Origin of the sequence: Maribacter sp. UBA3344 (genome assembly GCF_002362375.1) — a bacterium.
GTDB classification, from domain to species: Bacteria; Bacteroidota; Bacteroidia; order Flavobacteriales; family Flavobacteriaceae; genus Maribacter; species Maribacter dokdonensis.
The window spans coordinates 38,630-53,959 of sequence record NZ_DERI01000030.1; the positions used below are offsets into that span (position 1 = coordinate 38,630).

Annotated in this window: 13 protein-coding genes; 6 read left to right on the top strand and 7 right to left on the bottom strand. The window is 36.3% G+C overall.

All coding sequences use genetic code 11. The annotated features are described in order from the left end of the window. Together kbl and B2Z27_RS18185 are read right to left on the bottom strand one after the other, a co-directional pair. Entirely contained in the window at positions 1-1,194 is a 1,194-nt protein-coding gene (gene kbl, locus B2Z27_RS18180; protein ID WP_286814743.1) for a glycine C-acetyltransferase, read from the bottom strand. A 7-nt stretch (positions 1,195-1,201) separates the two neighbouring features. Continuing rightward, positions 1,202-4,297, bottom strand: a complete 3,096-nt coding sequence (locus B2Z27_RS18185; RefSeq protein ID WP_286814744.1) for a UvrD-helicase domain-containing protein — start codon at positions 4,295-4,297, stop codon at positions 1,202-1,204. Between the two features lie 119 nt (positions 4,298-4,416). Here B2Z27_RS18185 and B2Z27_RS18190 point away from each other — a divergent pair, with 119 nt between their 5' ends. Beyond that, positions 4,417-5,025 carry a superoxide dismutase gene (locus B2Z27_RS18190; RefSeq protein ID WP_058104735.1) on the top strand — a complete coding sequence of 203 codons (609 nt, stop codon included), beginning with the start codon at positions 4,417-4,419 and terminating at the stop codon, positions 5,023-5,025. 863 nt (positions 5,026-5,888) lie between these two features. On the opposite strand, the gene B2Z27_RS18195 is transcribed toward B2Z27_RS18190, so the two are convergent. The 4 genes from B2Z27_RS18195 to B2Z27_RS18210 all read right to left on the bottom strand — a co-directional run bounded on the left by B2Z27_RS18195 (position 5,889) and on the right by B2Z27_RS18210 (position 10,085). Beyond that, positions 5,889-7,787, bottom strand: a complete 1,899-nt coding sequence (locus B2Z27_RS18195; RefSeq protein ID WP_074670574.1) for an amidophosphoribosyltransferase — start codon at positions 7,785-7,787, stop codon at positions 5,889-5,891. 46 nt (positions 7,788-7,833) lie between these two features. Continuing rightward, positions 7,834-8,760, bottom strand: coding sequence for a PfkB family carbohydrate kinase (locus B2Z27_RS18200; protein ID WP_058104737.1), 927 nt, complete (start codon positions 8,758-8,760; stop codon positions 7,834-7,836). A gap of 114 nt (positions 8,761-8,874) precedes the next feature. Beyond that, positions 8,875-9,510 carry a ribonuclease H family protein gene (locus B2Z27_RS18205; RefSeq protein WP_286814745.1) on the bottom strand — a complete coding sequence of 212 codons (636 nt, stop codon included), beginning with the start codon at positions 9,508-9,510 and terminating at the stop codon, positions 8,875-8,877. Next, a complete protein-coding gene (locus tag B2Z27_RS18210; protein ID WP_210708861.1) occupies positions 9,510-10,085 on the bottom strand; it encodes a phosphoribosylglycinamide formyltransferase in 576 nt (191 codons plus the stop codon). The genes B2Z27_RS18205 and B2Z27_RS18210 overlap by 1 nt, the downstream gene beginning before the upstream one ends. A 289-nt stretch (positions 10,086-10,374) precedes the next feature. On the opposite strand from B2Z27_RS18210, the gene B2Z27_RS18215 reads away from it, so the two are divergent. From B2Z27_RS18215 to pyk, 5 genes are all read left to right on the top strand, one after another. Then, positions 10,375-10,608, top strand: a complete 234-nt coding sequence (locus B2Z27_RS18215; RefSeq protein WP_008269813.1) for an acyl carrier protein — start codon at positions 10,375-10,377, stop codon at positions 10,606-10,608. Positions 10,609-10,715: 107 nt separating this feature from the next. Further along, the gene (fabF, locus tag B2Z27_RS18220; RefSeq protein WP_099190754.1) at positions 10,716-11,966 is read left to right on the top strand and encodes a beta-ketoacyl-ACP synthase II; all 1,251 of its coding nucleotides are present in this window, start codon (positions 10,716-10,718) and stop codon (positions 11,964-11,966) included. Between the two features lie 8 nt (positions 11,967-11,974). After that, entirely contained in the window at positions 11,975-12,709 is a 735-nt protein-coding gene (gene rnc, locus B2Z27_RS18225) for a ribonuclease III (protein WP_074670568.1), read from the top strand. A 115-nt stretch (positions 12,710-12,824) separates the two neighbouring features. Then, positions 12,825-13,289: an IPExxxVDY family protein gene (locus tag B2Z27_RS18230; protein ID WP_074670566.1), complete on the top strand. Its 465-nt coding sequence runs from the start codon at positions 12,825-12,827 to the stop codon at positions 13,287-13,289. A gap of 2 nt (positions 13,290-13,291) precedes the next feature. Beyond that, complete coding sequence (pyk, locus tag B2Z27_RS18235) at positions 13,292-14,734, top strand: pyruvate kinase (protein WP_058104743.1); 1,443 nt, start codon at positions 13,292-13,294, stop codon at positions 14,732-14,734. A 69-nt stretch (positions 14,735-14,803) separates the two neighbouring features. Here pyk and B2Z27_RS18240 read toward each other — a convergent pair whose 3' ends face one another. Further along, positions 14,804-15,328, bottom strand: coding sequence for a PAS domain-containing protein (locus B2Z27_RS18240; protein ID WP_286814756.1), 525 nt, complete (start codon positions 15,326-15,328; stop codon positions 14,804-14,806). Between the last annotated feature and the right edge of the window lie 2 nt (positions 15,329-15,330).

Here is a 15,330-nt window from a genome sequence, read left to right on the forward strand (position 1 = left end):
TTAAACGATTTTTAATTCCTTGCCTACCTCTGTGAATGCGGTAATGGCAGCGTCTAAATGCTCTTTTGAATGCGCGGCCGAAAGTTGTACCCTAATACGAGCTTTGTCTTTTGGAACAACAGGGTAGAAAAACCCGATAACATAAATGCCTTTTTCCAAAAGCTTATTTGCCATTTCTTGAGATAGTTTGGCATCATATAACATTACCGGTACAATGGCAGAATCGCCATCAACAATGTCGAAACCTGCCGCTATCATGCCTTTTTTGAAGTGTGCAGTATTTTCTTGCAACTTATCTCTTAAAGAAGTGTCGTTCTCCAACATATCAAATACCTTTATAGAGGCACCTACAATGGCCGGTGCCAAGGAGTTTGAAAATAGGTAAGGTCTAGAGCGTTGTCTCAATAAAGTAATGATTTCCTTTTTTCCTGTAGTATAACCGCCCATGGCACCACCTAGGGCTTTGCCCAGCGTTCCGGTTATAATATCAATTCTACCCATTACCCCTTTTTCTTCTAAGGTACCTCTTCCTTTTTCGCCTATAAAACCGGCTGCATGGCATTCGTCTATCATCACCAGGGCATCGTACTTATCGGCTAGATCACATATTTGGTCCAGCGGGGCAACAATGCCATCCATGGAGAATACACCGTCCGTAACAATGATCTTAAAACGTGCCCCGTCCTCGTTTGCCTTAATAAGTTGTGCTTCTAGATCTGCCATATCACTATTGGCATATCTATAACGTTTTGCCTTACATAAACGAACACCATCTATGATTGAGGCATGGTTCAATGAATCTGATATGATAGCATCTTCTGCGGTAAGCAAAGGTTCAAATACGCCACCGTTGGCATCAAATGCAGCAGCATATAAAATAGTGTCTTCGGTACCATAGAAATGAGCTATTTTTTGCTCCAGTTCTTTATGGATGTCTTGTGTGCCACAAATGAACCTTACAGATGACATACCAAAGCCATGGGTATCCATAGCGTCTTTTGCCGCTTGTATAACCTCTGGATGTGATGATAACCCTAAATAATTATTGGCGCAAAAATTAATGACCTCTTGCCCGGTATTTATTTTAATGACGGCATCTTGTGGAGAAACAATAATTCTTTCCTCTTTAAAAAGTCCGTCCTTTTTAATCGTTTCAATTTCTTGCTGTAAATGTTCTTTGATTTTTCCGTACATATTCCTTCTATATATAATCTAGTTCTATTTCAGTATTAATATACACAATGATTTTGTGATCAATGGTGTAGCCCATATTTGAAAAACTTTGGGCATAGGCGTTCACCTGTTGGTGATAGTGCTTATTGCGTTCACCGGTTTTATAATCTATAATGGTTGCATGGTTATCTTTAAGCACGACCCTATCTGGTCTTTGGGTAGAACCGTCTGCCATTAAAAGATCTCTTTCGTTCAGCACCTCAAAATCTTGACTGTAAAATTGCGATAAATCTTTATGATAGATGACCTTTTTTACAACTTCCTTTATCTCATTGACTTCTTGTTCCTTGATCAGACCTTTTTGTAATGCCAGTTGCATGGCTCTTTCCAGGTCTTTTGCGGTATGGATGGCACCCAGTATAAAATGTATAACATTACCTTGATTAATGGCAATATCTAAACCTTCATCCCAAAGGGTTCCTGCCAGGGCCAGTATTTTAAAATCTGCCCTGTCTTTATTGGTATATATATAAGGTATGGTCAGAGGATCGTTATCCATTTCTTTTTTGGCTTGGTTAAGTGGGAACTCACCAAAATGGTAATCTAATTTATCTTGTTGGTACGCACCAATGCTTTTTAGGAAATGAATGAAAAGCCCAGAGTAGTAATTGGTATTGTGTTCCCCTTTCTTATCAAGTTTGTTTTCGCTAATTATGAAAAGTGCTTTTACGGCTCTGGTTAAAACAACATATAAAAGGTTGAACGCATCTAACTGTAATTTTTGGTGATCAAGGGAATACAACAAGGCTTCGGTTTCTCCGTATTCTTGAACTTCCTGTTTCTTATTGATCAGTATTTCAGAAAAGCCAAGAAACTCATCTTTATCAACCGGCAGCCATAATTTAGGGTCTATTTCTTCAAATATGTTTGAATTTGCATAGGGGAAAATGACCACTGGAAACTCCAGACCTTTAGATTTGTGAATGGTCATTATCTGCACAGATTCAATATTTTCCGGTGTGCTAATGCTTGCCGAATGTCCTTTTTTGTCCCAGTAATCTAAAAAAGACTGCATATCTGAGCCAAATTTTTGCTCTACATCAAAAACAAGATCCATAAAAGCAGTCAAGTGAGCATCTGAAGTAGGTATAAGGTCAAAGGTTTTGATGGCATATGACAATCCATCATAAACAGATGTTTGTCTTAATCTAGAAGAATCAAAGCCGTAAACGTTTAGGAAATGGTTGTTTAGATTATCTAAGTTCTCATAAATATAAGCGTGTTTGTCAGCTTTGTTTTCAGAAAGGAAATGAAGTAATTCATATTGAATTTCCAATTCCGAGGGTTGTACCAAGTGCCTAATTAGCTGTACAAGAAAAATAACCTTTTTGCTCTCGCTCAACAATAAAGAGTCTGAGGAAACTACCGGTATATTATGCTGCATCAACTGATCTGCAAGCAATAGACCGTGTTTCTTTTTTCTGATAATAATGCAGATGTCACTATAGGTATAACCTTGTGCTAGACATTTTTGAATGGTCGCTAAAGTGGTTTCGGCATAAAGCTCATCGTCATCATCTTCCAAAAGAGATATATGAACATAGCCACCTTCTTTATGGTTGATTTCCTGTTGGTTGCCTATTTTAAAAAATTCTTGATAAACCTCATTTTCCAAAAAAGGACTCACACTTTGAAAGAAGTTGTTGTTGAAGTTAATGACTTCCGCGTAACTTCTATAATTCTTTGGTAACGTAACCAAATCAGATGGTACGGTAAAAGGATGTGTTTTATGGGTCGCCAATTCTAAAAATTGTTCGGCCTTACCGCCACGCCATCTGTAGATGGCTTGCTTGGGATCACCCACAAGAAATAGAGAACCCGTATTGCCTAACTCATCTTGACCTTCCATGGCATTCCCTATAAGAGGTATAAGGTTTTCCCATTGCATTTGCGAGGTATCTTGAAATTCATCAATAAAATAATGGCGGTATTTTTCTCCTAAGCGCTCATAAATAAAAGGGGCAGGTTGATCCTTTACTTCCTTTGCAATTAATGTGTTAAATTCAGATATGGATAACTGATCTTTTTCTTCTTGAATGATTTTTAGTTCTTTTTGAATAGCGTTCAAGAGCGCAAAAGGAACAATGTTTCTGTTAATGTTGGCAAACAGCCCTCTTTTGTAAATAAGTTGCTTTATAGTTTGATAATAAACTAAAAGTTGAGGAGCTAAATCAATAGGGGCATTTTTTACCGTGGCTTTTAGAATTTTACCTTCAATTAAATTGTTTTCTAGTTTATTGTTGTAAAGTTGAGTTGGTGAATAGTTGCCGGCAATTATTTTTTTAAAATGATTGGGTAAGGTTTCCCTTGGAAAATCTTTAAAATCCAATCCGGCATTGGTAATGAGTTCAAGACAAGCTGTTGCAAGTTCCTCAACTTTTTTTTCAATATCCTTAGTTTGTTTTTTAAGGTGATTTTGAAGTTTTAAAAAATCACCTAACTCAATAGCATTTAAGCTCTTTAAATGTGCAGCATTGTTTTCGTCGAAAATTAATTTTCCGATTTTTAAAAGATCAAAACCAATGTCCCAACTTCTATCGTCCTCTATTTTTTCTAGTGCAAAATCTAAAAGAACCTTGGTAAATTCAGGATCTTCACCAGCTTTGCCTATGACGCGCTCTACGGCTTCTTGTAAAAGCAGATCCACATCTAGAACCACTTCAAAATTTTGAGGGATCTTTAAATCCTTGGCGAATGTTCTAATAAGCCTATGGGTAAACTTATCTATGGTAGAAATATCAAAGAAGGCATAGTTGTGCAAAATTTGCTTTAAACGCAGTTTGCTCAAAGCGGGCAATTCTTCAAAAGTATAATCGGTCTCGTTCAGTATATCTTTGAACAATGGAGCTGCATGGTCCATAGAAGTCGTTTTTGAAAACTCAAAAAGACTGTTAAGAATACGATGTTTCATTTCATTTACCGCCTTATTGGTAAAAGTGATCGCTAATATTTTTCTGAAATTTTGAGGAGAAGCCAGTATAATCTTCAAGTACACCTTGGCAAGCGCATACGTTTTGCCTGATCCGGCAGAAGCATTATATATGGTAAACGGATTATTAGACACTGATTTTTACTGCAAATTAAGGATTACTGTACAGTTCTTAACAAATTATTACGTGAATATAAATGTTAAAATCCGTAACTTTGAAATACAATTAATATAAATCTAAAAACACATAAATTATGGCTTTTGAATTACCAAAATTGCCTTACGCTTATGACGCTCTTGAGCCTCATATTGATGCAAGGACGATGGAAATACATCATACAAAACATCATAACGGATATACAACTAAGTTAAATGCCGCTATTGAAGGTACAGATCTTGAAGGAAAATCTATTGAAGATATCTTAACAGGTTTGGATATGAGTAATGGTGCAGTTAGAAACAACGGAGGTGGTTTTTATAACCACTCATTATTCTGGACTATATTATCACCAAACGGTGGTGGTAAGCCTAGTGGAGAATTAGCATCTGCTATTGATAGTGCTTTTGGTTCTTTTGAAGAGTTTAAAAGCAAGTTTACTGCTGCTGCAGGTACTAGATTTGGTTCTGGTTGGGCATGGTTATGTGTTCATGAAGGTGGTAAAGTAGAAGTTTGTTCTACACCAAATCAAGACAATCCGTTAATGCCAGGAGTAGAATGTGGTGGGCAACCTATCTTAGGATTAGATGTATGGGAGCATGCATATTACCTAAATTATCAAAATAAGAGACCAGATTATATTGAAGCGTTTTTTAATATTATCAACTGGGATGAGGTATCTAAACTTTATGCTAGTAACAAATAAGGAAAGGTAAAGTAAATCCTAACTAACTTGTAGGAAACCACTTATGAAAATTTCATAGGTGGTTTTTTTGTTTTTAAAATAGAAAAGGGCGGAGAAGTCTCCACCCTTTTCGTCCCAAATCTTACCATAAACTTAACCTACTTATGCTATGGCGATACTAAATTACTGGTATTGAGTAAATAAAAAAAGGAATTTTAAGAAAAAAATTCACTTTTATTTATGTCGTGTTATATTTCTCTTAGTGAATTATGATAGATAACAGCCTGAAAGTAAACTAGGTTGCATTAAAATAAAAAGACGGAGCATAGCCCCGTCTTTTCCCCAAATCTTACCATGAACTTAACCTACTTATGCTATGGTTCTGTAAATATAAATGATGTTAGTGTGGTTGGGCAAGCTAATCGATGTACGTCGTAAACCTAGGTTGTACTACTATTTTAGATGAAAATGATACTTAGGTAACGAGAGCTTTGATGAAATAGGGTCAAAAATAAAAAGACGGAGCATTGCTCCGCCTTTTTCCCCAAATCTTACCATGAACTTAACCTACTTATGCTATGGTTCTGTAAATGTAATATGCTTAACTACAATTGAAAATAGTACTAGTTAAACGTACCGTTAAAACGTTAAAGGGGGCTTTGTGAAGAATTGGATTACAAAATAACAATCTGTAATCTGTATAAAATAAAAAAGGCGGAGAAGTCTCCACCTTTTTTGCCCCAAATCTTACCATGAACTTAACCTACTTATGCTATGGTAGCTTTAAAAGTAAACAGGGTTAAGTCAAAACGACTATTGAGTCGTTAAAATGCTATATTCGTCGATGAAATACATAAAAAGTGTGCATTTCATCGAATTATTATTTAATAAGCGCGTTCGTTGTTTCCTTCGTAGAAGTTGATGAACGCTCTATTTACAACTCTATTTCCACCAGGCGTTGGGTAGTTGCCGGTAAAATACCAATCACCTAAATTCTTAGGGCAAGCCTCATGTAAGCTAGATATTGTTTGGTATATTATGGAAACTTCTGCATTTATATCATCTGGACTCAATAGTTCTCCGATCTTTTTAGAAATTTCTTTTGCAGTGAATGGTGCATAGAAATCCTTTACATAGTTGATGACATCTTGATCGCGGCTCTCTACTTGTGTTAAGCATTTTTTGTAGATTTCCTCTACAATATGCATAGAGTTGTTATCCTCGTGCAACGCCAAGGCTGCTTTAAAGGCAATAAAATCTTCAAGCTTTGCCATATCTATACCATAACAATCTGGGTAGCGGATCTGTGGTGCAGATGATACAACTATTATTTTCTTTGGAGATAACCTGTCCAAAATTCTAAGAATACTCTTTTTCAAGGTAGTACCCCTTACAATACTATCATCTATAATAACAAGGTTGTCTCCTTTTTTTACAGAACCATAAGAAATGTCATATACATGTGCCACTAGGTCATCTCTACTGCTATCTTGCGTAATAAAGGTTCTTAGCTTGGCATCTTTAATAGCTACTTTTTCAATTCTTGGACGAACCTCTAGTATTTCATGAAGTTGCTCGCCGGTAATTGCAGGTCCTAATGCAAGTATTTGTTCTTCTTTTTTCTGGTTCAAATAGTTTTGAGCCTCTTTTACCATACCGTAAAAAGAAGTTTCTGCAGTATTCGGTATATAAGAGAAGACAGTGTTTTTGATATCTTCATTTATAGATTCCAATATCTGTGGAAATACCAATTTACCTAAAGCTTTACGTTCTTGGTAAATCTCCTTATCGCTACCTCTAGAAAAGTAAATACGTTCAAAAGAACATGCTTTACGTTCTTTAGGTTCCTGAATTTGGTGAATGGCGCTAGTACCGTTCTTTTTAATGATAATGGCGGCACCAGGGTCAAGTTCTTTTACCTCGTCATAAGGTACGTTGAATACCGTTTGTATAGCAGGTCTTTCTGAGGCAACTACAACAACTTCATCATCCCTATAGTAATAAGCCGGTCTTATACCACTGGGATCTCGTAGGACAAAAGCATCACCATGGCCTAACAAACCTGCCATGGCATAACCACCATCAAAATTCTTGGCGGCTCTTTTTAATATCTTGTACACCTTTAAACGTTCTGCAATAATAGGCGAAGCTTGTTGTTTGGTGTATCCTTCTTTTTTTATCTGCTTATATAGTTTAGCAACGGCATCATCAAGAAAATGACCTATTTTTTCCATTACCGTAACGGTATCTGCCATCTCTTTAGGATGCTGGCCAAGTTGAACCAGGTTGTCAAAAAGCTCATGAACATTGGTCATGTTAAAATTACCGGCAACAATTAAGTTACGGTGCATCCAGTTGTTCTGTCTTAAGAAAGGATGAACACTCTCAATGCTATTTTTGCCAAAGGTACCGTAACGCACATGACCTAAAAGGAGTTCACCTATATAAGGTATATTCTTTTTTTGCAAGGCAACATTATGCTCATACTCCGGATGCTCTTTCATCTCGGTATTGATACGATCATTTATTTGTGCAAAAATGTCCTGTATAGGCTGTTGTTGGCAAGAACGAACACGGCTCATGTAGCGTTCACCTGCCTTAACATCTAATTTAATGCTGGCAAAACCTGCACCGTCTTGACCACGGTTATGTTGTTTTTCCATCATTAAGTACATTTTATTTACACCATAAAATGCTGTTCCATACTTTTCCTTGTAATACTCTAAAGGTTTTAATAACCGTATTACAGAAATACCACACTCATGCTTAATTGCGTCACTCATTGTTTTTGGTATTAAAAAAACCCCAAAATATTTTGGGGCTAGGGGATTATTGTAATTCTATGTCAAACTGGGTCAATTTTTTAAACTGATGCAGTCTTTCTCTAATTTCTTTTCGGTCTAACTGTAACATTCTTTCCGCTCCAAATTTCTCTACACTAAAGGATGCCAGATTAGAACCGTGTATAATTGCCTTCTTCATATTCTCAAAAGAGCTATCTCCGCTTGCTGCCAAATAGCCTGAAAAACCACCGGCAAAGGTATCTCCGGCACCAGTAGGATCAAATACCTCTTCTAAAGGTAGCGCCGGTGCAAAAAAGATCTGGTCTTCATTGAACAAAAGTGCGCCATGCTCTCCTTTTTTGATTACTACATACTTAGGCCCCATGGTAAAAATCTTTTGCGCTGCCTTAACAAGTGAATATTCACCGGTTAATTGTCTTGCCTCTTCATCATTAATAGTTATTACATCTATATGTTTAATAACGTTCATTAAATCATCTAAAGCATTGTCCATCCAAAAATTCATGGTATCCAATACTATTAACTTTGGTCGCTTTTTCATCTGGTTGATTACACCCATTTGAACAATTGGGTGAAGATTACCAAGCATAACCACATCTGCATCATTATAACTTTCCGGTACAACAGGATTAAAGTCCTCTAAAGTATTTAACTCCGTTACTAAGGTGTCTCTGGTATTTAGGTCGTTGTGGTATTTTCCTTTCCAGTAAAAGGTTTTACCGCCTTCAACAATTTCCAAGGCAGAAATGTCAATACCGCGATCGGTTAAAAGGTCTAAATATTCTTTAGGCATGTCATCACCTACAATAGAAATGATAGCTGAATCAACATCAAATTGAGATGCCGCTAAGCCAATATAGGTAGCTGCGCCGCCCAATATTTTATCCGTTTTACCAAAAGGAGTTTCTATTGCATCAAAAGCGACAGTACCTACTATTAAAAGCTTGCCCATAAATGTGAAAAAATTTAAGCTGCAAATATACGATTTTGATAAGCTAATTAAAACGGTTTATGGAATACAAATTGTAATAGTTATCAAAGGCGAATTGTTGATATAAATTGCCATTTATTTCCTACCGAAATCTGCAGGAATTTCTCCCCAAGCTTTCGTTTCCCATTTGACGATAATGGTTTTGTATTCATTCTTGTTCAGCCAATCTACCGCTCTATCAATAAATTCAAAAAGTTTTTTGTTCTTTGCGTTAGGTGTAAGTTTGGTGTTGCACTTTTTTTTACGCACCCAGCTCATGGCCGTTCTGGAATCTGTATAAATGATACGGTCGCTATTATGTTTTTTTAGAAAAGCTAAACCATGGACAATGGCTAAAAATTCACCAATATTATTGGTTCCATTAGGAAAAGGACCTTGTTTAAATAATTTTTTACCAGTTTTGGTATCAACCCCTTGGTATTCCATAATACCGGGATTGCCGCTAGAAGCAGCATCAACAGAAATGGAATGATAATTTGGTAGCCCAATTCTTTCTAATTCTGCTTTGGATAAAGTAGGTGCAGTTTTTTTCTTTCCCTTGAAATCTGCGTAAGTGCCATTATATGCCTTTTTGGCTACCTCAAAAGACTCAAATGATTTGTATTCGGCACCGGCATGGCCGTCAATAGATTTTTTACATTCTTTCCATGTTTCATAAATACCCGGCTTTTTACCTTTCCAAACAACATAGAACTTTTTCTTTTTGCCCATTACTGCTTAGATAATAATTCGTCTATGACCTTTGGGAAAAATTCATATTCCAACAGATGTACTTTTGATGCGATTTCCTCGGGCGAATCTTTTGGGTTCACTACAGTTTTTACCTGTTGTATAATAGCGCCCTCATCATAATGTGCATTAACGTAATGAATGGTAATACCGGTTTCCGTCTCTTTAGCCTCTTTTACGGCATTATGAACATGCATACCGTACATGCCTTTACCGCCGTATTTTGGTAGTAGGGCAGGATGTATGTTTATAATTTTATTGGGGAAGGCATTGGTAATGGCTTCGGGTATTTTCCATAGAAAGCCGGCCAACACTATTAGGTCCGGTTCTAGTGATCGTAGCATATCTAGAATAAAATTACTCTTTGAAAACGCTTGCCTGTTAAAAAACAAGGCGTTGATTCCAAGTCTGTTACAGCGCTCAATGACTTTGGCATCGCTTTTGTTAGTAAGTACGCAGCATATAGTAACATCTTTGCGAAGCTTAAAATAATTGGCAATGTTTTCAACATTGGATCCGGAACCTGAGGCAAAAAGTATAATTTTCTTGGTTTTCAATAGAAAGGGTCTTTATAAGATAACGAACAATGAAATTAAGTTTGGCAAATAAAGCAAATTTAAAGCTTGTCAGAATTTAGAAAAAAACGATTAAATAGAATAGTTCTAATACCTCACTACTTTTCAATACCTTTTATCAACGTTACCGAAACAAAATATTAATACGGTAAAATTACAGCACATGTCTTTAATTTTATTAAATTACCATACATTTTAACGACAATTAGTGTAATTAAACCAAAGTTTTTTATTTTTGCCTTCAATTTAAATTTTTAAAACAAATATTATTATGTCAGACATTGCATCAAGAGTTAAAGCTATCATCGTTGATAAATTAGGAGTTGATGAGAACGAAGTGGTAACCGAGGCTAGCTTTACTAACGATTTAGGCGCAGATTCATTAGACACGGTAGAGTTGATAATGGAGTTCGAAAAAGAATTTGATATTCAAATTCCAGACGATCAAGCTGAGAATATCGCAACTGTTGGTCAAGCCATCAGCTATATAGAAGAAGCTAAGTAAAACATGTTTTCTTAAATAGAATTCAAATTATCCATGTGGTAAATGCTCCGCATGGATAATTTTTTTTAATTTACGCTTGGTTTAGATTTAAACAAATACAAAGTTAAATGCAGTTAAAGCGAGTTGTAGTTACAGGTTTGGGGGCACTTACCCCAATAGGTAATAATATTGAAGAGTATTGGGATGCTTTGGTAAACGGTAAAAGTGGATCAGCGCCCATTACTTATTACGATACAGAAAAATTCAAAGTAAAATTCGCTTGTGAGCTTAAGAATTACAAGACAGAAGATCACTTTGATAGAAAAGAAGGCCGTAAGCTGGATAGATTTGCGCAGTACGCACTTGTATCTTCAGATGAAGCTATACGTGATTCTAAATTAGATTTAGAGAAAATCGACAAATTTCGCGTAGGCGTTATTTGGGGAGCGGGTATTGGAGGTTTGGAAACTTTTCAGAACGAGGTAATGAATTTTGCCAATGGAGACGGTACACCAAGATTCAATCCGTTCTTTATTCCAAAAATGATCGCTGATATTGCCCCGGGGAACATATCCATTAAGCATGGTTTTATGGGACCTAATTACACTACCGTTTCCGCTTGTGCATCATCGGCAAATGCAATGATAGATGCCTTGAACTATATACGATTGGGTCATTGTGACGTCATTGTAACAGGAGGTAGTGAAGCGGCAGTAACTATTGCAGGTATGGGCGGTTTTGGCGCAATGCACGCATTATCAACAAGAAACGATAGTCCTGAAACAGCTTCAAGACCTTTTGATGCAACCAGGGATGGTTTTGTTCTAGGTGAAGGTGCAGGAGCCTTGGTTCTTGAAGAGTATGAGCATGCCGTTGCCAGAGGAGCAAAAATCTATGCAGAAGTTGCCGGTGGAGGTATGTCAAGTGATGCTTACCATATGACCGCGCCACATCCAGATGGTATAGGGGTGGTTAGGGTAATGGAAAATTGTCTAAGGGATGCAGGCTTGTCCATAGAAGATGTAGACGCTATAAACACTCACGGTACATCTACCCCTTTGGGAGATGTGGCAGAGTTAAAAGCGATTACTCAAGTATTTGGGGAGCATGCTAAAGACATAAACATTAACTCTACCAAGTCAATGACCGGTCATTTGTTAGGTGCTGCGGGTGCTATTGAAGCAATTGCTTCAATATTGGCCATGGAGCATGGTATGGTACCACCTACCATAAACCATACTACGGTAGATGAGAATATAGATCCTAGTTTAAACTTAACGTTGAACAAGGCACAAAAACGAGATGTTAAAGTTGCAATGAGCAATACATTTGGTTTTGGTGGGCATAATGCATGTGTAGTTTTTAAGAAAATTGATTAATTTTTTATATGCCTTTTCCCACGAACTTATTTAATTCCCATCCTAAAGAGGATGGGGATTTTTTTTGGGGAATTACCAAAATTTTAGGTTTCAAACCTAAAACCTTATCTATTTATAAAAAGGCCTTTCTTCATAGGTCAATGAACAAAAAGGATGATAAGGGTAATGCAATGAATTATGAGCGCCTAGAGTTTTTGGGAGATTCAATGCTAGGTACCATAATATCTAAACATTTATACAGCGAGGTACCTGCAGGGGATGAAGGCTACCTTACTAAAATGCGATCTAAAATAGTAAGTAGAGAGCATTTAAATGAGTTGGGTAAAGACTTGAAATTAATAGATTTTGTACAGAGTAGAATACCTAAATCCCATTTTGGACAGAACATACACGGCAATGTTTTTGAAGCATTGGTAGGTGCCATTTATTTAGATCGCGGTTATAAATACTGTGAAAAGTTCATTCAAAAAAGGGTGGTAGAACCTTACGTAGATATAGAACAGTTAGAAGGCCGGGTCATTAGTTATAAGAGTTTGGTGATCGAATGGTGTCAGAAACAAAAGAAGTCTTTTGATTTTGATGTTTATGAAGATACCGGAAATGATCCTTTAAAACATTTTGCCGTTAAACTCTCCATTGGGGGAGATGTAGTTGCAAAAGCAAGAGCCACCTCAAAGAAAAAAGCGGAAGAAAGAGCAGCTAAAAGGGCATTTTTTGCACTGCAGGATAAAATGGATAGCTGATCATTTTGCCAAAAGGTAAAATGCTAACATTTTAATAACTTTTAGAGTGTTTTTATCAATTTATGAAACTAGGCATTATAGCTTAGAAGTTCTATATTTACCCTTTTGTTGAGTTATGGCTGCAACTATTAAAATAAATGATGATTTTTACGATGAATCCTTTAGCCTTATAGCTTTACACACTACCTTAGAAGATTTTGCTTTGGCCTACGGTTTAAACCAAAGTATGAAGGCAAAATTTGTAAGGGCAAAAAAGAATTTTAATCTTGCTGAAAATAAATCGTTTCCAATCTTTGAATGGGAAGACGAGTATAATGATATGTACTGGGTGTTGATCGCCAACCATAGCAGTGAAAAAGAAAGCATTGTACATGACGATTTATTTAAGAACGAAACAACATTTAAGACGCCAAGGTTACTTCCTGAGTATAAAGATGTTGATTATCTTCTAAAGATTGAAACGGATAAGGATTTAGATATAAATTCTATTATTAAGAACATACAATCGTTGCCAAGAATTATGGCAGCGTATGAAATAAGTACAGAGAAACTAAAATCAAAGAACAATCTAATTTTTTAAATATGCCAACTGTAAAAAAGACGAAAATTGTAGCGACCCTGGGTCCTGCAACTAGCAAGAAAGAGGTGCTCAGGAGCATGATTGATGCTGGAGTAGATGTATTCAGGATAAACTTTTCACATGCTGATTATGAAGATGTTAAGGAGCGTGTAAATATGATACGTGAGTTAAATGCCGAAATGGAAACCAACACTTCTATTTTAGCGGATTTACAAGGCCCTAAATTGCGTGTAGGCGTAATGGCAGGTGACGTTGTAGTGAGCCCTGGTGATGAGATAACATTTGTAACAGGTGAGCCTTTTGAAGGTAGTGCAGAACGTGTTTACATGAATTACAAGGAGTTTCCTAGAGATGTTAAAGCTGGGGAGCGTATTTTATTGGATGACGGTAAATTAATGTTCGAGGTTGTAAAGACCAATGGTGAAGACGAAGTTTTGGCCAAAGTAATTCAAGGCGGACCTTTAAAATCCAAGAAAGGGGTAAACTTGCCCAATACCAATATTTCCTTACCTGCACTTACCAAAAAAGATATTAAGGATGCGGAATTTGCAATTTCATTGGAAGTAGATTGGATCGCACTTTCTTTTGTGAGATTCAGTCAAGACCTTATTGATCTTCAGAATATCATCAACAAACATTCTGATCATAAAATTCCGATTATTGCAAAAATAGAAAAGCCGGAAGCTGTTGAGAATATAGATAAGATCGTAGCATACTGTGACGGTTTAATGGTTGCTCGTGGAGATTTAGGTGTTGAAGTTCCTGCACAGGAGGTTCCATTAATTCAAAAGCAATTGGTGTTGCGTGCTAAAAAGGCCAGAATACCTGTAATTATAGCCACTCAAATGATGGAAACTATGATTACAAGTCTTACACCAACAAGAGCAGAGGTAAATGACGTTGCCAACTCGGTAATGGATGGTGCAGATGCGGTAATGTTATCTGGAGAAACATCGGTGGGTAATTACCCGGTACAGGTAATAGAAAAGATGTCTAGTATTTTAGAGAGCGTTGAAGGTTCAGATTTAATTCAGGTACCACAAAATCCACCACACATTCGTACTAAAAGATTTATCACAAAATCTATATGCTATCATGCAGCCTTAATGGCCAATGATATCAAGGCTAAAGCAATTTCTACATTGACCAATAGTGGATATACCGCTTTTCAGATTTCTGCATGGAGACCTAGTGCTTACATTTTAGTATTTACATCCAATAAGCGAATTTTAACGCAACTGAATCTATTGTGGGGTGTTAAAGCATTCTATTATGATAAATTCGTATCTACGGATGATACCATAGAAGATGTTAACCACATTGCTTTTAATAAAGGGCATTTACAGGTTGGAGATATGGTAATTAGTCTTGCGGCCATGCCTATTAAAGAAAAAGGAATGGTAAATACCTTAAGGGTTACTGAAATTGAATCCAAGGATATTTAATGAATCCATTTTCATAAAATAAAAGGACCGCTAACTAGCGGTCCTTTTTTTATGCTTTTTGTTTAAGTGTTAAGCAACTTCTTTTTCAAAGGCTATAAAATTAACCACCTTGCCATTATAGTCAAAAACGGGTTCTCCTTGTATTTTACAATTGTAGGTAGTACCGTCTTTTCTATAATTGACAACAGTAACTTCAAAAGGATTTTTTTCCTTTACTGCTTTTGAAACTATGTTTAATGTAGAATTAGAAGTCAAGTCACCTTGAAACATTTTAGGGTTCTTACCTACTATTTCATCAGGTCTATATTGGCTCATGTTCCACATGTTCTTTGTGGCAAAAACAATGTTTAGGTGAGTATCTGTTACAACAACAATGTTTTTCTCTGTTCTTAATTTTCTATCTAAAATGCTTGTATCAATATTCCAAGAATTAGTAGAAACTAAAGATAACAATGAGTTATAATCTTCATCAAGGTTTTTGATCTCCTCATAATTAGAAGCATAAAAATCCCATGAAAGAATAGGTAACATGGTGAATTTTAAGCTATTTCTAAACTTGATATGTGCATTATCATAATCTCTTAATTCCATCATCT